General features: G+C 62.4%; 20 protein-coding genes and 1 pseudogene. 2 read left to right on the forward strand and 19 right to left on the reverse strand.

What is annotated here, in order from left to right; all coding sequences use genetic code 11:
* Nucleotides 1–62: 62 nt before the first annotated feature.
* The 6 genes and pseudogenes from M1D34_RS08015 to M1D34_RS08040 form a co-directional block, all read right to left on the reverse strand.
* A complete protein-coding gene (locus M1D34_RS08015) occupies nucleotides 63–818 on the reverse strand; it encodes a PopZ family protein (protein ID WP_498781532.1) in 756 nt (251 codons plus the stop codon).
* Nucleotides 819–1,040: 222 nt separating this feature from the next.
* A complete protein-coding gene (tolC, locus tag M1D34_RS08020) occupies nucleotides 1,041–2,411 on the reverse strand; it encodes an outer membrane channel protein TolC (RefSeq protein WP_013844327.1) in 1,371 nt (456 codons plus the stop codon).
* Between the two features lie 276 nt (nucleotides 2,412–2,687).
* Entirely contained in the window at nucleotides 2,688–3,347 is a 660-nt protein-coding gene (locus tag M1D34_RS08025) for a protein-L-isoaspartate O-methyltransferase family protein (protein WP_003534532.1), read from the reverse strand.
* An 879-nt stretch (nucleotides 3,348–4,226) separates the two neighbouring features.
* A complete protein-coding gene (exbD, locus tag M1D34_RS08030; protein WP_003534530.1) occupies nucleotides 4,227–4,652 on the reverse strand; it encodes a TonB system transport protein ExbD in 426 nt (141 codons plus the stop codon).
* A gap of 6 nt (nucleotides 4,653–4,658) precedes the next feature.
* Nucleotides 4,659–5,645, reverse strand: coding sequence for a tonB-system energizer ExbB (gene exbB / locus M1D34_RS08035; protein ID WP_498781535.1), 987 nt, complete (start codon nucleotides 5,643–5,645; stop codon nucleotides 4,659–4,661).
* Between the two features lie 220 nt (nucleotides 5,646–5,865).
* A pseudogene (locus M1D34_RS08040) lies at nucleotides 5,866–8,249 on the reverse strand (ComEC/Rec2 family competence protein).
* A gap of 305 nt (nucleotides 8,250–8,554) precedes the next feature.
* On the opposite strand from M1D34_RS08040, the gene gltA reads away from it, so the two are divergent.
* Nucleotides 8,555–9,844, forward strand: coding sequence for a citrate synthase (gltA, locus tag M1D34_RS08045; RefSeq protein ID WP_003537363.1), 1,290 nt, complete (start codon nucleotides 8,555–8,557; stop codon nucleotides 9,842–9,844).
* A gap of 343 nt (nucleotides 9,845–10,187) precedes the next feature.
* Entirely contained in the window at nucleotides 10,188–10,472 is a 285-nt protein-coding gene (locus tag M1D34_RS08050; protein ID WP_010969264.1) for a GIY-YIG nuclease family protein, read from the forward strand.
* Nucleotides 10,473–10,671: 199 nt separating this feature from the next.
* Here the strand turns inward: M1D34_RS08050 and lpxB are convergent, their stop codons facing one another.
* The 13 genes from lpxB to rpsB all read right to left on the reverse strand — a co-directional run bounded on the left by lpxB (nucleotide 10,672) and on the right by rpsB (nucleotide 24,283).
* Complete coding sequence (gene lpxB, locus M1D34_RS08055) at nucleotides 10,672–11,841, reverse strand: lipid-A-disaccharide synthase (RefSeq protein ID WP_498781538.1); 1,170 nt, start codon at nucleotides 11,839–11,841, stop codon at nucleotides 10,672–10,674.
* Entirely contained in the window at nucleotides 11,838–12,725 is an 888-nt protein-coding gene (locus M1D34_RS08060; protein WP_028012042.1) for an LpxI family protein, read from the reverse strand. Before M1D34_RS08060 ends, lpxB begins: the two co-directional genes overlap by 4 nt.
* Nucleotides 12,725–13,543, reverse strand: coding sequence for an acyl-ACP--UDP-N-acetylglucosamine O-acyltransferase (gene lpxA, locus M1D34_RS08065; RefSeq protein ID WP_162145860.1), 819 nt, complete (start codon nucleotides 13,541–13,543; stop codon nucleotides 12,725–12,727). The genes M1D34_RS08060 and lpxA overlap by 1 nt, the downstream gene beginning before the upstream one ends.
* Complete coding sequence (gene fabZ / locus M1D34_RS08070) at nucleotides 13,540–14,004, reverse strand: 3-hydroxyacyl-ACP dehydratase FabZ (protein WP_498781540.1); 465 nt, start codon at nucleotides 14,002–14,004, stop codon at nucleotides 13,540–13,542. The genes lpxA and fabZ overlap by 4 nt, the downstream gene beginning before the upstream one ends.
* Nucleotides 13,997–15,061: a UDP-3-O-(3-hydroxymyristoyl)glucosamine N-acyltransferase gene (lpxD, locus tag M1D34_RS08075; RefSeq protein ID WP_015241169.1), complete on the reverse strand. Its 1,065-nt coding sequence runs from the start codon at nucleotides 15,059–15,061 to the stop codon at nucleotides 13,997–13,999. The genes fabZ and lpxD overlap by 8 nt, the downstream gene beginning before the upstream one ends.
* A gap of 44 nt (nucleotides 15,062–15,105) precedes the next feature.
* Complete coding sequence (gene bamA, locus M1D34_RS08080; RefSeq protein WP_010969258.1) at nucleotides 15,106–17,436, reverse strand: outer membrane protein assembly factor BamA; 2,331 nt, start codon at nucleotides 17,434–17,436, stop codon at nucleotides 15,106–15,108.
* Between the two features lie 248 nt (nucleotides 17,437–17,684).
* The gene (gene rseP / locus M1D34_RS08085; RefSeq protein ID WP_003534980.1) at nucleotides 17,685–18,809 is read right to left on the reverse strand and encodes an RIP metalloprotease RseP; all 1,125 of its coding nucleotides are present in this window, start codon (nucleotides 18,807–18,809) and stop codon (nucleotides 17,685–17,687) included.
* A 400-nt stretch (nucleotides 18,810–19,209) separates the two neighbouring features.
* Nucleotides 19,210–20,043 (reverse strand): phosphatidate cytidylyltransferase, encoded by an 834-nt coding sequence (locus M1D34_RS08090; protein ID WP_010969257.1) that lies wholly within the window; start codon nucleotides 20,041–20,043, stop codon nucleotides 19,210–19,212.
* Complete coding sequence (locus tag M1D34_RS08095) at nucleotides 20,043–20,786, reverse strand: isoprenyl transferase (RefSeq protein ID WP_003534985.1); 744 nt, start codon at nucleotides 20,784–20,786, stop codon at nucleotides 20,043–20,045. The genes M1D34_RS08090 and M1D34_RS08095 overlap by 1 nt, the downstream gene beginning before the upstream one ends.
* A 36-nt stretch (nucleotides 20,787–20,822) precedes the next feature.
* Nucleotides 20,823–21,383 (reverse strand): ribosome recycling factor, encoded by a 561-nt coding sequence (gene frr, locus M1D34_RS08100; protein WP_003534987.1) that lies wholly within the window; start codon nucleotides 21,381–21,383, stop codon nucleotides 20,823–20,825.
* 51 nt (nucleotides 21,384–21,434) lie between these two features.
* Nucleotides 21,435–22,157, reverse strand: a complete 723-nt coding sequence (gene pyrH, locus M1D34_RS08105; protein ID WP_003534989.1) for a UMP kinase — start codon at nucleotides 22,155–22,157, stop codon at nucleotides 21,435–21,437.
* Between the two features lie 183 nt (nucleotides 22,158–22,340).
* The gene (gene tsf, locus M1D34_RS08110) at nucleotides 22,341–23,264 is read right to left on the reverse strand and encodes a translation elongation factor Ts (RefSeq protein ID WP_003534991.1); all 924 of its coding nucleotides are present in this window, start codon (nucleotides 23,262–23,264) and stop codon (nucleotides 22,341–22,343) included.
* Nucleotides 23,265–23,515: 251 nt separating this feature from the next.
* The gene (gene rpsB / locus M1D34_RS08115; protein ID WP_003534993.1) at nucleotides 23,516–24,283 is read right to left on the reverse strand and encodes a 30S ribosomal protein S2; all 768 of its coding nucleotides are present in this window, start codon (nucleotides 24,281–24,283) and stop codon (nucleotides 23,516–23,518) included.
* Between the last annotated feature and the right edge of the window lie 99 nt (nucleotides 24,284–24,382).

The following is a 24,382-nucleotide window of genomic DNA, read 5'->3' on the forward strand; positions in this document are numbered from 1 at the left end:
GCAGCGATTTTCCCGGGATTGCCACGACGGCAGAAGCAATTCCTGCCTGTCTGCCGTTTACGTCAGCGCCGGGGCCCGCGCGCAACGCGCTCGATCTCTTCGCGCACCAGTCTTTCGACCAATGTCGGCAAGTTGTCGTCCAGCCATTCCTGCAACATCGGACGCAGCATCGCCTCGGCGATCTCGTCGAACGAACGCCGGGGTCCGTTCTCGACGGCATGTGCCAACTCGTCGAAGGCGCGCGCGACCTGACGGCTGACAGCCGGGGAAACGATCGTTCCAGGCGTGCTTTCCGGCGCCGTCGCCTCGTCCGAGGCCATCGCATGCGCGGCCGCCGACACATCCCCGGCCACGGGAGCCGACTCGGCGTTCGCGGCCGCACTCGTCGGAATGGCCGACGAGGGGAAAGCAGCGATGCGGGACATCATCGCCGGGCTATCCGCTGGCGACCGCGCCTCCTCGGCTCCTGCTTGATCCCTCGGAACCGTATGCACCGCCTGCCGCTCCGTAGCTGCCCTCACCCTTGCCGCGACATCGGCAAGCGAAAGCGGCGCAGACGGCGATACCGGCGCGTTGGTACGGGTGTCGACTGCGGATGGTGACGTCCTGACCGAGGAAAACTGGTCCTCGACGGATCCGAACGCATCCGCTTCGATCTCCGAATCTATCGACAGTTCGATATCGTCGCCGCCATCGTCCTCGAACGTCTGCCGCGCGGAGGTTCCGGCCGGACCAGGCTCGTTACTCTCTATGATCTTGCGAATGGATGCCAGAATCTCATCCATCGAAGGTTCACGTGCGACGTTGAGCTGCGCCATTTCAATCCCCGTTTGCTGCGGACGAACACGGAAAAAAGCCCTCCGTGTGCCGATTCGAACAAACCTTAAGTGAGTTCGCCGACGAAACAAACGCCGCGAATCAGCTCGGTAAATTCTTGCACAGATTTGTTTTTTTCGGCAGGGGCAATGGCACTTGCGCTCTAACACAAAACGCCGCGGCCAGGGCACGCGGCGTTCTGTGTCGAATTGGCTGAGGGCCGCTTAGCGCCCGTCGACGGTGCGCAGGCCGAACCACTTGTCCTTGACGGCCTCGTAATGTTCCTCGGCCCGATACTCGGCCACCTGCAGGCCCTGGCTCCTGACGGTCAGGTGGCCCATTGCGGCGAGCAAGGCGTAGCTTGCAACCACGGCGTCGCGCTGCGCTCCGGCCAACGACTCCTGCGCGTCCAGAACGTCCTGCTGCGAAATGAGAACGTCGAGGGTGGTGCGCTGACCGACCTTGCGTTCCTCCACAACGCCTTCGAGCGCCAGATTGGCGGCGGCGATCTGCGACCGGCTGGCCTTGATTCTGGCGAGTGCGGATTCGAGCTGCGCGTGGGCCGAGACGACCGTCTGCTGCACCGAGGCCCGCGCCGAGTCGACGAGGATTCGCTGCTGCCCCAGGATTTCCTTCGCCTGGCGAATCTGTCCGTATTCGGCACCGCCCTGATAGATCGGAACTTCCAGCCGAGCCGTGACGCTCGCGGTGGTATCGTCGAGGCCTTGACCGGCATTACCGGTGTTGCGGGTCACGGCGCCCTGGAGAACGACGCCCGGCAGCATCGTGCCTTCCGCCGATTTCACCTGGTAACCGGCCGAATCGACGGCATATTGCGCCGCCAGGATTTGCGGGTTCTCCCGCAGCCCCGTCGCAACGGCCTGATCGAGGGACCTCGGCATGGCCTTCGTGGCCGGTCCGGGCTGTCTGATGCCGGTCGGCGCTGCGCCGACGATCTGCACATAGACCGCTTCGCTCTGCTTCAGCTGCGCGATTGCAGCGACGAGCAGCGACTGTGCGTTGGCGAGTTCGGCTTCCGCCTGGCTCACATCCGTCCGCGTGCCTTCGCCCACTTCGAGGCGGGCCTGTGCGGCGCTCAACTGTTCCCGAAGGAAGGCGAGGTTCTGCCGGCGAATGGAAACGACCTGCTGATCGCGGGCTATGTTCGCATAGGATTGCGCGGCCGAAAGAAGGATCTGAATCTCATTGGCCTTCAGCGTCTCGCGGCTCGAAAACACGTCCGCTTGGGCCGCCCTGACATTGTTCAATGTCTGAAATCCATCGAAGATCGTCTGCGTGATGGAGATGCCGACCTGTCCTGCGTGAAGGTCCTGCGCACGGCTCTTTTCCTGGTCCAGCCGCGTTAGCGTTCCAGTCGCCGACGCGGAAATCTGCGGCCGGTAGCCGGCCTTCGCAATCGGCACCCCTTCGTCGGTCGCGCGCAGGCCGGCGCGAGCGGCGTTGAGATCCGGGTTGTTCGCATAGGCCTTGGCCATCGCCCCGAAAATCGTCTCCGCGAGAACGGCGTGGGGCGCGAGCAGCACACTGGTCGAGACAGCCGCCCACAAGGCTGCTTTGCGGACAATCGACACCATCTTCCCTCCGATCAATCGGGGCAGCGTCGCCACCCCGCATTTTTCAGCAGACCGTTTGGCGGCCTGCACAAACACTGCAGTGAAGCCCAGCGCCACCCATGGCGGGCAAATCACCGCTTCCAGGCTCTTTTGAACTCCGGATTCGGTTCTACGACAACTGCGCACCGACCCTCTACACGGCCATTTCAAAAAGAAACAAATAATACGTTGCCGATTGGCAACATTGCAGTTTTAGCTTCAGCACTCATATGTTGAGCTACCTCAATAAGAGGCACATCAAAAAACAAAAGAACGGTCGCGGCGGAAGCCGGGAAGCGGCTTCACGGCGGTGTTGAAGTCAGCTCGCTCGGACGTCATGCCCGATTCGCGCACGTAAAGTTTCGCACGAGATGCGTTACCAAAACCTTCCACGGCCACGAGCCGGCCGCCGTCGCGAAGCTGCTCGAACAGCTCGGCAGGGAGCATCTCGACGGCACCGTCGATGAAGATGACGTCATAGGGCGCTTCCGCCGCATATCCCTTGGTCAGATCGCCGCTCACCACGGCGACGTTGTCGTAACCGAGGCGTGCCAGCGTTGCCGTGGCCGTGGCGGCCAGGGCTTCGTCGCTCTCCAGCGCCACGACGGAACCGGCGAGAAGCGAAAGCAGGGCCGAGGCGTAACCTGTCCCGCAGCCGATCTCGAGGACCAGATCCGATTTGGAGATCTCCGCGAGCTGGAGGAGCTTTGCCAACGGCGACGGCTCCATCAGGTAACGCGGCTGGGAACCGCCGACGAGCTCGATATCGGTGTCGATATAGGCCAGCTCCCGCATCTTGGCAGGCACGAACTCCTCACGCGGGACCGACAGGAAAGCAGACAGGACTGAATGGGAGGTCACATCCGTGGTCCGGATCTGATTGTCCACCATCTTGATGCGGGCTGCTTCGAAGTTCATGATATTGCCTCGTGTCGGAATGGGCGCGGCGCCGGAAAGACCGTGCGATCTTGCGTCCGGCGGCGGCCAGCCTGTTGCCTGAAGCGCAACGCACCGATCGTATGCATGCGACGCGCCCTAGGTTGTTGTCTCTGTGCATGTCGTTGGCCCAAAACCGCTCCGCGCTTTCGGACGCATGCATAAAGCTCATAGATCGCCGCACGGCCGGTTTCAAGCGACTGCGCATCTGTGCACGCAAAAAGGCACCGCCAGCCCGCATCGGGACCGGCGGTCGGGACATGAGGAAACCTGCCGAGACGCGGGATGCGGTGGGGGAACCGCACTCCCTTCCCCTCATCCCGCTCTCTAAGGCCTGTTGAGATCATAGGCGAAGGTCAAACCACTTGTCGTCTCCCCGCATGCGGGCTTACGGCATGCACATATCTCTTGCGCGCCGGTGCGGCGGATACTGCTCATGAAAGGGATCCCTCGGGAACCCAACCGCCTCAACCCCGCTCGGTCGGGATTGCCCCTCAACCGGCTGCCGCCACCTTCTCCCCGCAGGCGGGGAGAAGGGATATGCCGCGCCCACTCGCTCCCTCGGGCGGACAGTGAATGCGGGGTTCAGTCGGCGCCGCTTGTCCCTTCTCCCCGCCTGCGGGGAGAAGGTGGCGGCAGGCGGATGAGGGGCGGGGGACCGCTAATGCCAATGTCAGCGCATACGGGTTTGATCCCGAGGACCCTTCCGCAAGCCTCGCCACTGATGGAAATACAGATGCCGCCGCTCCGGAGTGCCGTGGCATCGTTTTGGACATGCGAAGGTCTAGCCGTTTATCGTGCTCGTCACAGGGATGAGGAGAGCAAACAAGCCGCTGCGGTTTGCCCGAATCTCAACAGGCCTTAGCGGGCAGGCGCGGCCTCAAGGCCGACGAGTGCGATCTTGCCGTAGCCGGCATTCTGAATGAGGTTCATGACCGTCATCAGTTCGCCGTAGTCGACCAGCCGATCGGCGCGCAGGAGCACGCGCGTTTCCGTGTTGCCGCCGGTTATCCGGTTGAGTTCGGCAACGAAAGCTTCGCGAGGCGCCTCTTCATTGCCGATGGCAAGCGTGAGGTCGGCCTTCAACGTCACGAAGATCGGCTTGTCGTCGCGCGGCGTCGGCTTTGCCACGGATTGCGGCAGATCGACCTTCATGTCGACCGTCGCGAGCGGCGCAGCCACCATGAAGATGATGAGCAGCACGAGCATGACGTCGATGAAGGGGGTGACGTTGATCTCGCTGTTCTCGTCGAGATCGCCGCTGCTCTCGGAAATTCTTCCAGCCATTTTCGCTTATCCGATTCTGGCGATCGAGTCGGGGGCGTGGGCGAAGCCGTCCTGGCGGCGCGGCGGCGCTCTGCGGGCGTGGCGATGATCGAGATCGCGGCTTACCAGTCTTTCGACGGCTGCCGCCGCATCTGCCAGGATGAGCTTGTAGCCCCCGACGGACCGAGCAAAATAGTTATAGATCACCACCGCCGGTATTGCCGCGACGAGGCCGATCGCAGTCGCCAGCAGCGCCTCGGCGATGCCCGGCGCGACGATGGCGAGGTTGGTCGTCTGCGCCTTGCTGATGCCGATGAAGGAATTCATGATTCCCCAGACGGTGCCGAAGAGGCCGACGAATGGACCGACGGACCCGATCGACGCCAGGATTCCCGTACCGGCGCTCATCCTCTTGCCGGCGCGAACCTCGATACGCGTGAGCAGAGAAGAGACGCGTTCCTTGACACCCACTGCCGGCGCAAGGTCCAGAACGGCTTCCGAGCGTGTCATTTCGTCGATCGCTGCGGCGACCATCTCCCCAGCCACACCGGCGCGGCGCTCGAGCTTTGGCTGCACCTCGGCGAGACCATTCGCGGAAACGAGCGCAGCCACGGCGCGCTTGAGGCGCGACTTGGCATATATGAGTTCCAGCGTCTTCACGAGGAAGATCGCCCAGGTGGCGACGGAGGCGAGCGCCAGAGCGACCATCACCGCCTTTACGACGATATCGGCAGCGAGGAACATGCCGACCGGCGAAAGATCATGCGGAAGCACGGGGTTGACTTCCGTCGCGTCGCCCGCCGTTGCGTCGCCCGCTGCTGCCTCGAGCGGCGCCGGTTGCGCGCCCGGGTCATCGGCGCCGGGAACGTCTGTCGCCGGCGGCTGCGCATCGACCGAGACGGACGAGGGCTGTTGTACGGTCTGCGCGAGGCCGTGCGCGACCGGGCCGGCAAGGAAAACAGCCAGCGTTGCCGCCAGCAACACGTTCAATTTCGGCCGGATCCGATCAAACATCTCGTTCCTCTTTTCCCGCATTCGCCCGAGCGTCACGGGCCTGCAATCGATTTCAACCATCAGGTGGGCGCGGGATGCAAGCCGCAGCCGCTTGCGCCTCCCTTGTCGGTGAAGCGCCTTCGCAACGCTCTTTACGACAAACAATGGCGGGATGACAAGATTGTGGAGTACAATAATCAAGAATATGCGGCAGATGGGGCGATGAGGAATGCGCGGGCCGTCAGGGGGGTGAACCTTGCGGCGTAAAACTGCCCGTCCGCCAGTCGTAGCGGCGATGACGCTGCCAGGGGCGCTCAGTGGAGGAGAACGACGAGACGACGCGCATGCGAGGCGGCGCGCCCGGTTGTTCCTGCTCGGCATGGATCTCGTCTCGGTGCTTATGACCAGCGATCCGCCGGGCGGGCAGCCTGCAGACGGGCGGCGGCTGGCGACGACGACCAGATCGACGCGACCGCACAGGAAGGAGAGCGATTCGGCCTTTTCGATAACAGCCACTGTCCATCCCTCGCGGCTGCGCCCGGCGCACCCTGTTCCCTTTCTGCAGGCGAAGACGCCAGCTCGAGCCGAGGTCAGGAAAGCTGATGTCCCGGCGGCGGTGTCCGGTTCCGCTGCAAGGTCGACCGGTGCCTTATGTGCTGCGATCGCAAGCGCGCGCTGCCATTGCGAGAAGATGAACTCCGGCGGACGGCTCCGATTGGTCGCGATTGCATCCGCGGCGACCAGACCGACCAGTTGAGCATCCTCCGATATGGCGATCGATGGGCGCTCCTTCCGCGGCTCGAGCACGATCGCGGATGCACCCAGAGCGATCAGCCCCGCACCGACGAGCGCCAGCCGCGTTCTCAGCACGCAGAGCAGGATGCCGCCGAAGGCAATAAGGAAGAACTGCACGTCGCCCATGCGACCGGTCGTCCACTCGCCGTCGAGGGATGCGACATATCTCGCGACCGCCAGCATCCAGTCCAGCCCCTGCCCCATGACCACGAGGGGGTAATATTCGAGCCCGAAGGGCATAAGCAGCATCGCGAACAGCGCGAACGGCATGATGAGCACGCTGATCAGAGGCGTCGTGAGAACGTTTGCGGCCAGCCCGTAACCGGGGAGCCGGTGGAAATGGGCAGCCGCGTAAACCGCCGTCGCCAACCCGCCGATGACGGAGGTGGCGACAGTACCGATGGCGAGGCCGGACACGACCCCCGCGCCCCCCCGGTTCCTCGGGGTTTCGCGATCCTTTCTCCTGTGGTCGCGCCAGCGGGAATAGCCCGCAACGAGGGCCAGCGTCGCCGCAAAGGACATTTGGAACCCTGGTCCGGCTGCCGCCGATGGCGTCCAGGCGAGGATGACGAGTGCGGCAAGCGCCACGTTGCGCAGGCTGATCGAAACGCGGTCGAAGAACAATGCGACGAGCATGATCGAGATCATGATCCAGGATCTGAGCGCCGAGACCGCGCCGCCGGAAATCAGGATATAGAAGAAGACCATGAGAAGAGCGCCGACGGCGGCGATCTTCTTGACGGAATATCTTTCGGCCAAGCCGGGAACGAAGCTCAGCAGGGTCCGGGCGCCGATGAGAAACGTGCCCGCCGCCAGCACCATGTTGAGGCCCGAGATCGCCAGGACGTGCGACAGGCCGGCGGCGCGCAGCATCTCGACGGCCTCGCGGCTGATCGCGCGCTCCTCGCCGGTCACCAGCGCCGCAGCGATTGCACCGGTATCGCCGCCGATCGCTGTCCGGATACGGTTGCCGATCGCCTCGCGGACCAGTGCCAGATATGCGGCCGCCTTCGCCGGCAGCGAGGCCTGGGACCGATCCGTGACAGCGCCGGCATCCACCGGCGCTCGCGGCGCGCCATAGAAATACCCGACCGCGCCTACGCCTTTGAAGTAGGCGCCGAACGCGAAGTCATTGAGACCCGGCAGAGCCGGCCCGGAGGGCGGCGACAAACGCGCCTTGCCTTCGATCGTCGCCCCGACCGGAAACGCCTCGTGACGGCTCCGCGCCAGGAGCGTCGCCCTTTCCGGAGCCCTGCGAAGACGCGGGCCGGAGGTTTCCTGGATGCGAACGAGATAGCGCCAGCGCCCCCTGTCGTCCGGATCCCGCGACAGCACGGTTCCGCGAACGGTCGTCGTAACGGGAGTATCGAGAATGACCGTGTCGCGCCTTGCTGTTTCGGCCGCGGCGAGCAGCATGCCGGCCGTAAAGAGAGCAGGCGCGATCAACAGCGGCCGCCAGTTTCGCAGGTCTCCCCGGCAAAGCACCGCAGATATGCCGAAAACGCAAAGCAGCGCTGCAAGTTTGGCAGTTCCGACGGTTTCGGGCAGCGCGAGCCATGCAAGCGAGCCGAGCGCAAGCACGACCGGGATCAGGACGAAGCCGTGGCCGTATTCCTGCTCTTCTGCAACTGCAGCGCCTATCCGGAGGGAAACCGCCGTGGCCGCCGAGCGTATCCGATGGCGAATGTGTATCGCATGCCGGCCGGCAGGCGCCCGGCGGCCGGAGCCGATGACGGGCAAATCGCCAGTGAGAACCTGCGTCGCCTCGCTCTCGGGCCACGCGCTGCGTTCCCCATCGCGCACGACCGCTTGTGCCCCGCTCTCCCCCATTCCGCTCCGCCCGCGCCTGTTTTCGCGATCCTGCAGCCAACCATGCAATCTTGCAACTCGAAGGCTGATGCTCAAAAAAGAGGCAGACTAGATAGAATGGTACCGCATTATCAGCTTGCCGATCATTGATCTCTTCGAACGAATTGCCGTAACATGCGTTTGTTGCGTTGCCATATGCGTTTTCGCATCGCACAAGTTTGCCTTTGGTACTGCTTGGCAGTCGAAAATAAATCATATAGCAAATTCGCAACGCTCAAATTCGCGGCACAGAGCTATGCCACGATGTCACAAAAACGGAGGGTCCCATGTCAGAGAAAAGCGCGACAGTAACATTCGGCGGAAAATCCGCGGACCTGCCGGTGCGATCGGGATCAATCGGTCCGGACGTCGTGGACATCGGCTCGCTCTACAAGCAGACGACGATGTTCACCTACGATCCGGGCTTTACCTCCACGGCATCGTGTGAATCGAAGATCACCTATATCGATGGCGACGAGGGCGTCCTGCTTCACCGCGGATTTCCGATCGAGCAGCTTGCTGAGCACGGCGATTTTCTCGAAGTCTGCTACCTGCTTCTCTACGGCGAACTGCCGACAAAGGCTCAGAAGGCCGATTTCGATTATCGCGTCACGCATCACACCATGGTCCACGAGCAGATGTCGCGGTTTTTCACCGGCTTCCGCCGCGATGCCCATCCGATGGCCGTCATGTGCGGCTGCGTCGGTGCCCTTTCCGCCTTCTACCACGACTCGACCGACATCACCGATCCGCATCAGCGGATGGTCGCATCGTTGCGCATGATCGCCAAGATGCCGACGATCGCCGCGATGGCCTACAAGTACCATATCGGCCAGCCCTTCGTTTACCCGAAGAACGATCTCGACTACGCCTCGAACTTCCTGCGCATGTGTTTCGCCGTGCCTTGCGAGGAATATGTCGTCAATCCGGTCCTGGCGCGCGCCATGGACCGGATCTTCATCCTCCACGCCGACCATGAGCAGAACGCATCGACCTCAACCGTTCGCCTCGCCGGCTCGTCGGGTGCCAATCCCTTCGCCTGTATCGCTGCCGGTATCGCCTGCCTTTGGGGGCCCGCCCATGGCGGCGCCAACGAGGCGGCGCTCAACATGCTCGCCGAAATCGGCACGGTCGACCGCATTCCGGAATACATCGCCAAGGCCAAGGACAAGAACGATCCGTTCCGTCTGATGGGCTTCGGCCACCGGGTCTACAAGAACTACGATCCGCGCGCGAAGATCATGCAGAAGACCACGCATGAGGTTCTCGCCGAACTCGGCCACAAGGACGACCCGCTCCTGGAAGTCGCGATGGAGCTCGAACGCATCGCCCTGACGGACGAGTACTTCATCGAGAAGAAGCTCTACCCGAACATCGACTTCTACTCCGGCATCACCCTGAAGGCCCTGGGCTTCCCCACCACGATGTTCACGGTGCTCTTCGCCCTTGCCCGCACCGTCGGCTGGATCGCCCAGTGGAACGAGATGATCGAAGATCCGGAACAGCGCATCGGCCGTCCGCGCCAGCTCTATGTCGGCGCACCGCTGCGCGACTATGTGCCGATCTCAAAGCGATAAACGCGGGACGACCTCGAAAGCCTACCCCACCAACCGTCATCCTCGGGCTCGCCCCGAGGATCCAATCACGAACGTCGTTGGTATCGGGAATGGAAGATCGAGCTCATCGAGAAGTTGAACCCGATCGGCACGCATATGGATCCTCGGGTCAAGCCCGAGGATGACATGTGGTGGGTTTGCGCGTAATGACTGCGGCGAGGTTCTTGCACGAACCGCAGATCGGCCTTGCGAAGGCTGAGGCAGTCTTTAAGGATCGTAGCGACGTCCCTTCCCAGTCCCCTCGACTCCTCTCCCGTCATCCTCGGGCTTGACCCGAGGATCCAATCACGAGCATCGTCCGCATATGGCGGGCTATGTCTATATCGTCACGAACCACAAGCGCGGAACGCTCTATATCGGCGTTACGTCCGATCTCGAGCGCCGCATCTTCGAACACCGAGAAGGCTCGACGCCGGGCTTTGCGTCGAAATACGGGTGCAATCGACTGGTGTGGTATGAGGAGCACCTGCAGATCGGTACGGCCATTCAGCGCGAGAAATCGCTGAAGCGCTGGTATCGCGAATGGAAGATCGAGCTCATCGAGAAAATGAACCCCGACTGGCGCGACTTGTATTTCCAGCTTTGGTGAGCTCGCATATGGATCCTCGGGTCAAGCCCGAGGATGACATGCGGTAGGGTTCGTAAAAACTAGGGCGAGGTTCTTGCACGAACCGGCTGATCGGCTTTGCGAAGGCTGAGGTTAAGGGTCACAGCAACGTCCCTTCCCAGTCCCCTCGACTCCTCCCCGGTCATCCTCGGGCTTGACCCGAGGAAGCACCCGCCTCTCCTCATCCGGCCCGAATGCAAGCGAGGACGATATCCGCCGCCTTTTCGCCGGGCGGCCGATCCGTTTCCATTCGCTGTTGAACGAGGGCGAAGCCGTCGAGCATCGCACGACGTTGCGCCGTATCGCTCGAAAGCCGTTCGAACCAGCGCGTCAGAACGGCCGGCCGGATCGACTTGTTGAAATATTCGGGCACGACCGGAAAATCCGCGATGAGGTTCGGAAGCGCCGCGGTCCATATCCGAATGCGGGAATGCAGGAGGCTGACGATCCAGTCGGCAGAGTAGGTGGACACGACCGGAACTCCAGCGAGCGCCAGTTCGAGGATCACCGTACCCGAGGCGGCAATGGCCGCGTCGGCTTGGGCAAAAGCCTCCCATTTCCCGTCCGCCGTTACGCTTATCTCGGGCTGGATCCTCCAGGATGCCGTCAACGCCCTCACACGCTCTTCCTGGCGCGGCACGGTCGGCAACAGGAAACGAATGCCTTCGTGCCGCTCCGCGAGTTCTTCGGCTGCTTCGCGGAAGATCGGAAGCAGGCGGCTGACCTCGCTCCCGCGCGATCCGGGCAGCAGGAGACAGGCCTTCGGCTCGCGCCGATCCTGCATCTGCTGTCTAAGCCGCTGCCGCTCCCGGACAGCGAGGACATTGCCGTCCGATGCGAGCCGGTGCCCGACATAGGTCGTCGGCGGACCGCCGAGCTTCGCCATCGCTTCCTGCTCGAAGGGCAGAACCGCGAGCACGTGATCCACATAAGCACGCATGCGCGGCGCCCGCTCCGGCTTCCACGCCCAGACGCTCGGGCAGACGTAGTCGATCACGGGCAAGTCCGGCAATGCGGCGCGGACGCGTTGCGCCACGCGGTGGGTGAAGTCCGGGCTGTCGATGATCAACAAAGCATCCGGACGCGCAGCGGCGATCGCGCGGGCGGTCTGCCCAATCCGCAACAGAAGCTTCGGCAGGTTCGCCAGAACCTGCGAGAAACCCATGATCGACAGTTCGGAATAGTCGAAAAGCGACCGGAGCCCTTCGGCTTCCAGCCCCTCGCCACCAACGCCCACGAGTTCGAGCGGACCGCCCAGACGGTCACGCAGCGCCCGTACCAGGTCGGCCCCGAGCAGGTCTCCGGAAACTTCTCCGGCGATAACCGCCAGCCTGTAGGCCCTGCCCGTCATCTCCGGTCCCTGCGGCCGTCGCGCTCGATACCGAGAATGAACAGCCCGCTCCTGTCGGCCTCCTCCACGAGACGCGCGCGCTCGAGAACCAGCGCGCGTCCCGCCTCGACGGCGATGCCCGCGAGACCGGCTGCATGCGCTCCTGCGACCGTCGACGGACCGATCGAGGGCAGGTCCGCCCGTTCGTCCTGTTGCGGCTTGCAGAGCTTGACGAGAACGCCGCGACGACGGATTGAAATCCGCCCGTCTTTCCTGAGGTCGGCCACTCTCGCCAACATGGCGTCCGTCCCTTCCGCCCCCTCCAGCGCCACCACCCTGCCGCCGACTGCAACGGCGCCCTGGCCCACATCCAGCGCCCCCAGCGCGTTGGCTGCGGCGATGCCGGCTTCGATGTCACGCCGGTCTTCGTCCGTCGGGGCATGGGCGCCGAGCGGACCGGTATCGGCAAGAAGCCCCGGAACGACCTCGTGCGCGCCGATCACATGGGCGCCACTTGCCTCGATCAATTCGATCACCATGCGCAGCACGGCGTCGTCCCCGCCGGATATCAAGGTGCGGAAAACCCGCGGCACCTTGGCCAGCGTCTTCAGCGTAGGACGGATATCGCGCCACTCCGGCCGTCGCCGCACCGCACCGGAAAGGACGACCCGGTCGATTCCCTCGGTCTCGAAAGTGCGGCTGATCGCGGCAAAGTCTCCGATTGCGCAAACGGCATGGTCGAAGCCGGTCCAATCGGTATCGGCCTCACGCGAAAGCGCGATGATGAACGGGTCTTCACCCTGAAGGCGTGCGGCCTCGGCCACGTGATGGGGAAGCGTTCCGGCGCCGGCGATGATGGCGAGCCTGCCTTTTGACTGCGGCAGGCGATGAATCGCCACCGCCATCAGCCCTTGGCGCCGCGATTCGGCGACGACAGCGCGCGGTCGCTCTCCGCGGCGATGAAATCCAGGATCTCGATTGCCGGCGCGCAATCGAGATATTCGTTGCGGATAGCGGCTGCGTTCGCGCGGATCGAGCCGTCTCCTTCGAATATCTGCTTATAGCACCGCCGAACGCGATGAATCGCGGGACGATCGATCCCCGCACGGGTCATCCCGACCACGTTGAGTCCGCTCAAAACGCCGGGGTTGCCGTTGAGCATTCCATAGGGAATGACGTCATAGCTCACCGCCGACAGGCCCCCGATGAAGGCCTGACGCCCGATGCGGGTAAACTGGTGAACCGCGGAGCCGCCCCCGAGTATGGCTCGATCCTCGACGGTCACGTGCCCCGCAAGCATGACATTGTTGGAAAGGATGATGTTGTTGCCGAGGCGGCAGTCATGCGCCACGTGCGAATAGGCCAGGAACAGGTTGTTGTTGCCGACAATGGTTGCGCCGCCATGCTCCACCGTACCCGTATTCATGGTCACGCCTTCGCGGATGGTACAGTTTTCGCCAATCACCAGTTTCGTATTCAAGGCGCTGTGGTGCACACTCTGCGAATCGCCGCCGATGACGGCACCCGGAAAGATCTTCGTGCCCTTGCCGACGCTCGTATGGCCGATGACCGCGACGTGACTCAGAATTTCGACGTCATCCGCAAGAACGACATTCGGCCCGATGTGGCAGAACGGGCCGATCTTCACGTTTTCGCCGATTACCGCACCGTTCTCGATGGCCGAGGACGGGTGGATCTTCGCACTTGATGCTATCATTCTCAGGCGTCTTCCTTGCTGACAATCATCGCGCCGATATCAGCTTCCGCGACGAGTTGCCCGTCAACTTTTGCATCGCAGTGAAATTTCCAGATATTGCCGCGCTGCTTCTGCTTCACGACATGGAACTCCACCCGGTCGCCCGGCACGACGGGTTTGCGGAACCGTGCATTGTCGATCGTCATGAAATAGACGAGATTGCTTCCGATTCCCGTCTTGCGCGCACAGATCGCGCCGGCCGTCTGCGCCATGCCTTCGATCAGAAGAACGCCCGGCATGATCGGCTTCTCGGGAAAGTGCCCGGTGAAATGCGGCTCGTTGGCCGTCACGTTCTTGATCCCGATGGCCGAATTGTCGTCATCGATCTCGATGATGCGGTCCACCAGCAGGAAGGGGTAACGATGGGGAAGAAGCGTCAGGATTTCCTGTATGTCCGCCGTGCCGAGGACCGTTGCAGCCTCATTCATCCTTGCCACCCTTCTTCTTCTGCCTCTCGCTCGACCTGAGGGCCATTTCGGCGACATCGCGCAGGAAATCCCGCATCGGTCGCGCCGGAATCCCGCCATAGCGCTCGCCGGCCGGCACATCGCTCGCCACGCCGCTCATCGCGGCGATCTGCGCTCCGTCTCCAATGGTGATATGCCCGTTGACCCCGACGCCTCCGCCGATCATGACGCCGTCGCCGATCTGCGTGCTGCCGGCGATACCGACCTGGCTTACGATGCCGCAGTAGCGGCCGATGCGCACGTTATGGCCGATCTGCACGAGATTGTCGATTTTCGTCCCCTCGCCGATCACGGTGTCATCCATTGTGCCGCGGTCGATCGTCGTGTTCGCACCGATCTCGACGTGATCCTGGATGATCACCCGCCCGACCTGGACGATCTTGATCATTCCGCCCTTCGGGCCCGGTGCGTAGCCGAATCCGTCCTGGCCGATGCGGGCGCCCGGATGAATGATGACGTTGTTGCCGATCAACGCACAAAGGATGCTTGCACCGGCGGAAATGGTGCAATCCCGACCGATCCGCACGCCCTGTCCGATCATTGCTCCCGCTGCGATGCGCGTTCCGCTTCCAATCTCGGCGCCGGCTCCGATCACAGCCATCGGCTCGACCTCGACGCCCGCCTCCAGGCGCGCCGTCGGATCGACGAAGGCTCCCGGCGCTACGCCCCTCTCGCTCGTATTATACGAGGGCCGCATGGCCCTTTCGTGAAGCAGGGTGCCGGCAAGCGCGAAGGCCGTGTGCGGCTTCGATGTCAGCAGCACGGGAATAGTGTCGGGGACGAGCGACGAAATTGCTTTGTCGCAGATGATCGCGGCGGCGCGACAGGTCTGCAACTCTTCGCGATTCTTGCGCGACAGCATATAACAGATGTCGCCCGGCTTGGCGCGATAAACAGGCGCGACCGCACGCACGGTGCGGTCGGCGGCGCTTATATCCAGCAACTCCGCCCCAATCTGATTCGCGAGGTCGCCCAGACGAATCCCCTGATGGGGCGGAAAAAACCAATTCTGTTCCATGGACACTCCAGAACGATTCTCTGGCAGTTCTGGACTGCTCTTTATCAGAACGACGAGTTGATACCGAACTTGAAGTTCTGGACCTCGTCGAAGTCTTCCTTCGCAACCGGCACGGCGTAGTCCACACGCAGCGGACCGAAGGGCGAAGCCCAGATCAAGCTGACGCCGACCGAGGCGCGCAGCGAGGCATTGTCCCCGCGTACCGATTCACCAGGACCGATCTCGACGTCGTTGCCATAGAGCGTGCCCGCATCGACGAAGAGCGCGCCGCGGAAACCGCTGTCACGCGGAAGACCCGGCAGCGGGAACGTCGCTTCCGCAGACGCCGTGAAATAGGTCGTACCGCCCAGTGCGTCGCCGTTGTTCATGCGCGGGCCGAGACCGTTGCGCTCGAAGCCGCGGATATCGTTGCTGTTCAGCTGGAACTGGTCGAAGACTTCCAGCGAACCGGACGTCTCGAACAGATGACCGGCGCTACCGGAAAGCGAACCGATGATGTCGGCCTCGTCATGCAGCGTGTAGTACCACTTGGCTTTACCCGTCAGCTTGTAGAAGTCCGACGTGCCGCCAAGGCCGGCAAACTCCTGCGTCACCGAAGCGAGGATGCCCTCGTGCGGCAGTTGAGCATCATCCAGCGTGTTGTAGGTGATGGACTGCGAGATGGACGAGCGCGTCCAGGGGCTGCCGTCGATTACACGGTCGTAGGGAGACGAGAGTTCGTCCCGGTCGCCGAAATATTCGAGCTCCGTGTAGTTGTAGCGCAGCGTGGTCGACAGGTTCTCGGTGATCGGCGCGGTCACGCGCAGGCTGAAGCCCTGATCGTTGTAGCTGTAGTTGTCGTCGTCGAAGTCGTTTTCGTTCTTGAAGAGGTCGAAGCCTGCAGCGAGACGATAGCCGAGGAAATAGGGCTCGGTGAACGAAACATTGTAGGTCTGGCTGTCCTCGCCCTTGCCGGCGGCAAGACGAATATACTGGCCGCGGCCCAGGAAGTTCTTCTCCTCGATCGAAGCCTCGACGAGGAAGCCGCCGCCGTCGCCGGCGGAATAGCCGGCGCCGATGCCGAACGAACCGGTCGACTGATCCTGCACGTCGACGACGATGACGACGCGGTCAGCCGCGCTGCCCGGCTGCGTCGAGATGTTGACCGACGAGAAATAGCCGAGCGCCTCCAGGCGGCGCTTGGCGCGAGCAACCATTTCCTGGTTGAAGGCATCGCCTTCGCCGACATCGAACTCGCGACGGATAACGTAGTCACGCGTCCGGGTGTTGCCGCGAATCTCGATGCGCTCGACATAGGCGCGCTCGCCCTGGTCCACGAGATAGTCGACGGCGATCGTGTGGTTGGCGAGATCGCGGTTGCCGCGCGGCGTGACGCGCGCAAAGGGATAACCCTCCGACGCGACGCGCTTCGAAATCTCGCTCATCGTGCTCTGAATGTCCTTGGCCTTGTACACCGTGCCTTCCCGGCTCTGAACGAGACCCCTCAGTTCCTCGGCGTCGATGCCTTCGACCGTCGACTCGATATTGACCGGACCGAAGTCGTATCGAGGACCTTCCTCGATGGTGATCGTCACCGTGTATTCGTTGGTCGCCTCATTGAGCGCCGCTTCGGACGAGACCACCTGAAAATCGGCGTAGCCGCGGTTGTAATAAAACTGCCGCAGCAATTCCTCGTCGGCCCGCAACTTATCCGGATTGTAGACGTCCTTGCGCGTGAGGAACGAGAAGATGCCCGATTCCTTGGTCGCAATCACCGACTGCAGACGGCCGTCGCTATAGACCTCGTTGCCTACGAAGTTGATCTGCGTGATCTTCGTGCGTTCGCCTTCATTGATGACGAAGGCCAGGTTGACGCGGCCTTCGGCAATCGGAACGACCTGGGTCGTCACGGTCACGTCGCTGCGGCCGATGGCGGCATAGGCGTCCCTGATGGCCTGAATGTCGGTTTCGACGGTCGCCTCGCTATAGGGACCGAGCGGCTGGGTGCGAACGACACCCTGGAGCTTGTCATCCTTGATCTTGCGGTTGCCGTTGAAGACCACCTGGTTGACGAGCTGATTCTCGCTGACGGAAACGACAAGCGATCCGCCGGAAACCGTGATGCTGACATCGGAGAAATAGCCGGTGGCATAGAGCCGCTTCACGGATGCGTCGATATCGGCATTGCTGAAGCTCTTGCCGGGAACGATCGTGATATTGGCGCGAACGGTTTCCGCGCTGACGCGCGTTGCCCCACGCACTTCAACCCGATTGATGACCGCGGCTTGCGCGACTGAGGTACCAGCAACAAGTCCTACCCCGGTACCCGTGGCGACCATGCTTGCTGACAGAGCAAACGCCGACACCGCGTTCAAAAACCTTGAACCAGCTTTCATGTCAAAATCTTACCTTTTCCCAACGTCCCGCGGCAGTTTCGTGCCGACTCCGGTCACGGTTGCCGTTTTAACCGCTTTTCCCATACAAGCAAGTCAGCTCGTTAATTTCTGTTTACTTCAATTCCAACCGTGGCTTAACAGCCACTACGGCCTCTTATTATCGTAAACAAACCGTTATCGAGCAGCCGGCGAAACTCACTCGCTCCCCGAATCCTTAACGATGTCCGCTCCCGCCCAAGACTCCGCCCCTATCCGAAGAGCCAGTTGATATCGTTCCAGGCCGCAAAAACCGTCAGCATGAGCACCATGGCAAAGCCTATGCGGAATGCGAGATCCTGTGCGGCAGGACCGACCGGCCTGCCGCGCAACGCTTCGACCGCATAGAACATCAGATGGCCGCCATCAAGCACCGGCACGGGCATTAGGTTGAGCAATCCAATGGAAACCGAAAGCACGGCCGCGAAATTCAGCACCTCGGCAATGCCGAGTTTCGCCATCTGACCGGACATCTGGGCGATACGGATCGGCCCGCCGACCTGATCGGCGCTCATCCGGCCGACAAAGAGATTCGAAAGATAGTCGAGCGTGCCCGTTACGATCCGCCAGCTCTGCAGTGCCCCCTGCCCCACCGCTTCGAGAGGTCCGTAGGTCTCGACCCGGAAATTGCCGGCCTCCTGGTTCGTTCCGATGCCGATCTTGCCCTCTTCCATCTTGTTGCCGAGCGGGTCGACGGATTCGGTACGTTGGGGCACCATCGGCAGGTCGATCGCAGCGCCCTCGCGCTCGATCCGAACGGTGATCGGCAGCTCGGGACGGACGCTAACATAGCGGCGCACGTCGTCGAAGGTGGCGATCGGCTTTCCGTCGATCGAAAGCAGCCGGTCTCCCGGCAGAACACCCGCCTTTTCCGCGGCACTGTCCGGCGCCACGAAAGCGACGACGGGATCGGCGACGGCACGGCCGTAAATGGAAAAGAGGACTGCGAAGATCGCAATCGCCAGAAGAAAATTCGCGATGGGACCGGCCGCGACCGTCGCCGCGCGTTTCCATAGCTTTGCGCCCAGGAATGTACGGCCCCGTTCTTCCGGCGCGATCGTCTCCAGCCGCCGGTAGTCGGGCGTGCTCGCCGCATCCTCGTCGCCGAAGAACTTCACGTAGCCGCCAAGCGGGACCGCGCAGAATTTCCAGCGGGTGCCGTGGCGATCGGTCCAGCCGAAGAGCTCGGGTCCGAAGCCGACGGAAAAGGCCAGGATGCGGATGCCCGACCAGCGCCCCACCAGGTAGTGTCCCATCTCGTGAACGAAGACCAGCAACGTCAGGAGGAACAGGAAGGTGGGGATCGTGTACTGGAGATTGTCAAGCAGTAGGCTCATAGTCATTCCTAACGCGTCCGCTGCCACGTCCGCCAGTTCAAATTGCAAGGTCGGGGCCGTGCCGCCATGGTTCGCACCGCCGCATGATAGTCCCGCTTCGAGCCCGATATAAGGACTAGGACCTGTGGACACTTATGGATAGGGATTTGACGGCCCATATTGCGAGGGACTTTCGTGGAAAATCCGGCGCCGCAGGCCGTCCGCCTGCAAGCCGGATTTTTCGCGACAAGGCACCGCAATATGGGCCGCCCGAAGGGTTTTGCACAAATCGCCCACTGCCGGCGGCTTTTCCCTTGCAAAGGGGGCAACCCTTTGCTGCGGAAAAATCCTTGGCATTGACCGATTTGTGCAAAATCAAACCCCTATCCATAAGTGTCCACAGGTCCTACACCGGCAGTCTTCAAAGACCCAGCAGAATCGCGCCGAAGGCGACTTCCCGGCCGCCCGCCAGCAGGAACTGCCCAAGCACCAGAGCCAGCGCGGCAATGCAGGCGAATATCAGCCCATCCACCCGGTCCATGACGCCGCCGTGGCCCGGGATTAGTCTGCTCGAATCCTTGACGCCGAAGCGGCGCTTGACGAAGGACTCGAACAGATCGCCTATCTGGCTTGCGACGGACAGGACCAGCGCGATGACGGGGATGCGCAGGTCCTCGAGTGAAAAGTGAGCCATGAAAACGGCGACACCCGCAAGAACGCCGAAAATCGCGCCGCCGATCGCGCCCGACCAGGTCTTGCCCGGCGAGATTGCGGGCGCCAGCTTCGGCCCGCCGATCGCCCTCCCCGTGAAGTAGGCGAAAATATCCGTTGCCCATACGACGGCGAACACGAACAGCATTGCCATCAGCCCGAGATAGTCCGCTCCGCGGATCGCCGCGAGCGAAATGCTCGTCAGGCCCGCATAGACGATCCCGCCCGGCAGCCACCAGCTGGTTCCCTTTATCAGTACCCAAAGCGCTGCCGCGAGCACACAGAGGGCAAGTCCCGGCAGGCTGATATGCATATAGTCGAGGAGGACGAGGCCGGCGATCACCACCTGCGCCAGCCAGCCGAGGGCATTGCCCTGAAAGTCCCGCTCGGGGAGCTTGGTGATGGTGGACCACTCGTAATAGACGAGCAGGCCGATCGCGACGGAGAGAAGCTGGAAGGCGAAGCCGCCGATCCAGGTTGCAGCAAGAACCACCGCAGCCAGAACCAACCCGGAGGCGATACGAAGTTTGAGTTCGGCCTGCATCAGGAGCCGACCGCCAGAGTCGGTTGGGTCAGTCCGCCGAATCGGCGCTCGCGGCAGGCATATTGTTCGATCGCCGCAAAGAATGTCTCGCGCGTGAAATCCGGCCAGAGGTCCGGAATGAACAGCAATTCGGAGTAGGCCCCCTGCCAAAGGAGAAAGTTGGAGAGACGCTCCTCGCCGCTCGTCCGGATGATGAGATCGGGATCGGGAATGCCCGCCGTGTCGATCGTCGAGGATATCCGTTCCGCGGTAATCTCTTCCGGCCGCAGACGACCGGCAGCCACGTCCCCCGCCAGGCGGCGCATGGCTCTCGCCAGCTCGTCTCTGGCGCCGTAATTGAACGCGATGACCACCGTGATGCCGGTGTTTGCGATCGTCGTCTCCTCCGCTTCGATGAGCAGAGGCAGGATATCGCCGCTCAGGTTCGAACGGTCGCCGATCACCCGGATGCGGACGTTCTCACGGTGGAGATCGGCGAGATCCCGTCGGATGAAAGCCTTGAGCAGGCCCATGAGGTCGCTGACCTCGTTTTCCGGCCGGTTCCAGTTCTCCGACGAGAATGCGAACAGCGTCAGGTAACGGATGCCGATCTCCGCCGCCGTCCTTACCGCCCCGCGGACCGCCTCTACGCCCTTGCGGTGGCCCATGGTACGGGGCAGTCCACGCGCATTCGCCCAACGACCGTTGCCGTCCATGATGATGGCGACGTGAGCCGGTACGTTAGCGGGATTGAATTCTTGCATGGGTTGTCCGGACAAAGAGACTCACCTATCCGCAGGTCAGACCTGCATGATTTCCTTTTCCTTCTCCGCGAGCAAGCGGTCGATTTCGGAAATTACGTCATCGGTCATTTTTTGGACCCGCTCGGACTGAGCACGGCTCTCGTCCTGGCCGATCTCGCCGTCCTTTTCGGCTTTTTTCAGGTCGTCCATACCGTCACGGCGAACGTGGCGGACGGCAACCTTGCTTTTTTCGGCATAGTCGTGCGCGACCTTGACCAGCGATTTGCGGCGCTCCTCGTTCAGTTCCGGCAGCGGAATGCGCAGGTTCTGCCCGTCGACGATCGGGTTGAGCCCCAGATTGGACTCCCGGATCGCCCGCTCCACGGCACCGACCATGGACTTGTCCCACACCGAAACCGAAAGCATCCGCGACTCCGGGACCGTGATGTTTGCCACCTGGTTCAGCGGCATGCGCGAACCGTAGGCTTCGACGGTCACCGGATCGAGTACGTTCGCCGAAGCGCGACCGGTCCGCAGCGACGCGATGTCGTGCTTGAAAGCAGCGATCGCCCCGTCCATCCGACGCTTGAGTTCCTTCAGATCCACACCTTCACTCATGGTTCAAGACTCCCGTTCCTATCAGCGGCCCTTGCGGGCCCCAGCAGCTTGTCAATTATCGGTCACGATGGTGGCACGGCCGCCACCCGTCAATATCTCCGTGAAGCCGCCCTTCTCGTGGATGGAGAAGACGACGATCGGAATGGCATTCTCCCGCGCAAGCGCCACGGCGGCAACATCCATGACCGCGAGGCCCTTTTCGAGAATCTCGCTATGGGTCAGGCGGTCGAAACGGGTGGCCGAGGGGTCCTTCTTCGGATCCGCGGAATAGATGCCGTCGACCTGTGTTCCCTTGAAGATCGCCTCGGCGCCCATCTCCGCCGCACGAAGCGCCGCAGCCGAATCCGTCGTGAAGAACGGATTGCCCGTGCCGCCGGCGAAGATCACGACACGGCCGAGCGAAAGATGATAGAGCGTCGCGCGCTGCGAGAAACTCTCGCAGATTTCCGGCATGGCGATGGCCGACAGGACGACGGTGTCGATATCGAGCTTGCGCAGCGACGTTGCCAGCGCAAGCGCGTTGATGACCGTCGCCAGCATTCCCATGTGGTCGCCGGTTACGCGGTCGCCGCCCTTGGACGCGACAGCGACACCGCGGAAGATGTTGCCGCCGCCGACGACGACGCCGACTTCGACACCCATCGCTCTCGCTTCCGCGATATCGGAGGCAATTCGGTCGGCTACGGCAACATCGATGCCGAACCCCTGGCTTCCCATAAGCGCTTCACCGGAGGCCTTGAGAAGAACGCGCTTGTAGATTGGCTTGGCCGACATTGTCACTCCTGAAATAGATCGGCGCGCGTGTGCAGGCATCTGGCGCACACCGGCGTAAAGGCAAAATCCGCTGCGTGGTATCAACCGCTCCGGCGGGTCCTACGCATCGACTGGAGCCGGATACACGAAGGGCACCGCGTTGTCACGCGATGCCCCCACGTTTTCCCATTCGGGGTGAAGAAATCAACCCTTCGCGGCGGCTGCCACTTCAGCCGCGAAGTCGCTCTCTTCCTTTTCGACGCCTTCGCCGAGCAGGAGACGAGCAATGCCGGCGACTTCGATCGGCGCGCCGACGGACTTTTCCGCTTCCTTGATCGCGGCTTCCACCGTCTGGTCAGGGTTCATGACGAAAGCCTGCGACAGAAGGGCGACTTCCTCGAAGAACTTGCGCATGCGGCCATCGACCATCTTCTCGATGATGTTGTCCGGCTTGCCGGAAGCGCGCGACTGCTCGATGAAAACGTTGCGCTCGCGCTCGGCGACCGCCGGGTCGATTTCGCTCGAACGGACGGCGAGCGGGTTGGTCGCGGCGACGTGCATGGCAACCTGCCGGCCGATCGCGTTCAGAGCTTCCTTGTCGCCGGTCGACTTCAACGCGACGAGCACGCCGAGCTTGCCGATACCTTCGCCTGCGGCATTGTGTACATAGGTCGCGACGACGCCGTCCTCGACCTCGAGCAGTGCCGAGCGGCGCAGCGTCATGTTCTCGCCGATCGTGGCAATGGCGTCCTTGATCGTGTCTTCAACGGACTTGCCTGTCGCCGGATAGGTCGCCTTGGAAACGGCTGCAACGCTGCCGTCGGTGCCAAGCGCGACGTTGGCGACGCCGCGGACGAGCTCCTGGAAGGCATCGTTGCGGGCAACGAAGTCGGTTTCGGAGTTGATTTCGACGACGACGGCCTTGGTGCCGGAGCTGGCAATGCCGATGAGGCCTTCGGCAGCAGTGCGGCCGGACTTCTTGTCAGCCTTGGCGATGCCCTTGGCGCGCAGCCAATCGATGGCGGCTTCCATGTCGCCATTGGTCTCGGCAAGCGCCTTCTTGCAGTCCATCATGCCTGCGCCGGTCTTTTCGCGCAGCTCCTTCACCATTGCGGCGGTAACAGTCATCTTTGTGCCTCTTGTCTGTTTGCTGGCGCGCCGACCGGGATTGGCGCAGTGCCAGAAGGTTTGGCAGGAAATGGCCTTTCTGTGTGACATCGTGATGAAGCCACTTTAGCGATGTTCGCGGGCTCACCGCGCGCGATCGGCCGGGCCATTTCCGGCTGATAAAGAACAAGGCCGTTCAGATTCTACATCACAAACGGCCTCGTCCCGATATTTCATGCGTACGGCAGCGCTTCGTCTGCCGGTCGGGCCGATCAGGCTTCGGACGCTTCCTCGAGAGCCGGCTCGACCGGAACCTCTTCGGATGCGCCGAGATCGCGGCCAGAGGCGCCCTGCTGACGGGCAATACCGTCAATGGCGGCGCGGGCGATGAGATCGCAGTAAAGGGCGATAGCGCGCGATGCGTCGTCGTTGCCCGGGATCGCGTAGTCGATCTGGTCCGGATCGCAATTGGAGTCGATGACGGCAACCACCGGAATGCCAAGACGCTTGGCTTCGTCGATGGCGATCGATTCCTTGTTGGTGTCGATGATGAACATCAGATCCGGGGTACCGCCCATATCGCGGATGCCGCCGAGTGCACGGTTGAGCTTCTCGCGCTCGCGCTCGAGGTTCAGGCGCTCCTTCTTCGTGAAGCCGGAAGCTTCCGAAGCCAGGATCTCATCGAGCTTGCGCAGGCGCTGGATCGAGTTGGAGATCGTCTTCCAGTTCGTCATCATGCCGCCGAGCCAGCGGGCATTGACGTAGTACTGAGCGGAACGCTTCGCTGCGTCCGCGATGATCTCGGAAGCCTGGCGCTTGGTGCCGACGAAAAGCACGCGGCCGCCGCTGGCGACGGTGTCGCTGACGACCTGCAGGGCGCGCGACAGCATCGGAACGGTCTGGGCGAGATCGATGATGTGAACGTTGTTACGGTCGCCGAAGATGTACGGCTTCATCTTCGGGTTCCAGCGGTGTGTCTGGTGGCCGAAGTGCACGCCCGCCTCGAGAAGCTGGCGCATAGTGAAATCAGGCAATGCCATGCCTTTGTCTCCTTTTCCGGTTGAACCTCCGCAAGGCGTCGAGCGCACTTTAATGCGCCCACCGGCGGAACGATCCGGATTTCTCCCGGAAAATCCCAT

The organism is Ensifer sp. D2-11 (assembly GCF_054161295.1).

Bases quoted from the DNA above. Each gene is read 5' to 3' on its own strand.
- M1D34_RS08015 (WP_498781532.1), bottom strand. From the start codon at position 818: ATGGCGCAGCTCAACGTCGCACGTGAACCTTCGATGGATGAGATTCTG.
- tolC (WP_013844327.1), bottom strand. From the start codon at position 2,411: ATGGTGTCGATTGTCCGCAAAGCAGCCTTGTGGGCGGCTGTCTCGACC.
- M1D34_RS08025 (WP_003534532.1), bottom strand. From the start codon at position 3,347: ATGAACTTCGAAGCAGCCCGCATCAAGATGGTGGACAATCAGATCCGG.
- exbD (WP_003534530.1), bottom strand. From the start codon at position 4,652: ATGGCTGGAAGAATTTCCGAGAGCAGCGGCGATCTCGACGAGAACAGC.
- exbB (WP_498781535.1), bottom strand. From the start codon at position 5,645: ATGTTTGATCGGATCCGGCCGAAATTGAACGTGTTGCTGGCGGCAACG.
- gltA (WP_003537363.1), top strand. From the start codon at position 8,555: ATGTCAGAGAAAAGCGCGACAGTAACATTCGGCGGAAAATCCGCGGAC.
- M1D34_RS08050 (WP_010969264.1), top strand. From the start codon at position 10,188: ATGGCGGGCTATGTCTATATCGTCACGAACCACAAGCGCGGAACGCTC.
- lpxB (WP_498781538.1), bottom strand. From the start codon at position 11,841: ATGACGGGCAGGGCCTACAGGCTGGCGGTTATCGCCGGAGAAGTTTCC.
- M1D34_RS08060 (WP_028012042.1), bottom strand. From the start codon at position 12,725: ATGGCGGTGGCGATTCATCGCCTGCCGCAGTCAAAAGGCAGGCTCGCC.
- fabZ (WP_498781540.1), bottom strand. From the start codon at position 14,004: ATGAATGAGGCTGCAACGGTCCTCGGCACGGCGGACATACAGGAAATC.
- lpxD (WP_015241169.1), bottom strand. From the start codon at position 15,061: ATGGAACAGAATTGGTTTTTTCCGCCCCATCAGGGGATTCGTCTGGGC.
- bamA (WP_010969258.1), bottom strand. From the start codon at position 17,436: ATGAAAGCTGGTTCAAGGTTTTTGAACGCGGTGTCGGCGTTTGCTCTG.
- rseP (WP_003534980.1), bottom strand. From the start codon at position 18,809: ATGAGCCTACTGCTTGACAATCTCCAGTACACGATCCCCACCTTCCTG.
- M1D34_RS08090 (WP_010969257.1), bottom strand. From the start codon at position 20,043: ATGCAGGCCGAACTCAAACTTCGTATCGCCTCCGGGTTGGTTCTGGCT.
- M1D34_RS08095 (WP_003534985.1), bottom strand. From the start codon at position 20,786: ATGCAAGAATTCAATCCCGCTAACGTACCGGCTCACGTCGCCATCATC.
- frr (WP_003534987.1), bottom strand. From the start codon at position 21,383: ATGAGTGAAGGTGTGGATCTGAAGGAACTCAAGCGTCGGATGGACGGG.
- pyrH (WP_003534989.1), bottom strand. From the start codon at position 22,157: ATGTCGGCCAAGCCAATCTACAAGCGCGTTCTTCTCAAGGCCTCCGGT.
- tsf (WP_003534991.1), bottom strand. From the start codon at position 23,264: ATGACTGTTACCGCCGCAATGGTGAAGGAGCTGCGCGAAAAGACCGGC.
- rpsB (WP_003534993.1), bottom strand. From the start codon at position 24,283: ATGGCATTGCCTGATTTCACTATGCGCCAGCTTCTCGAGGCGGGCGTG.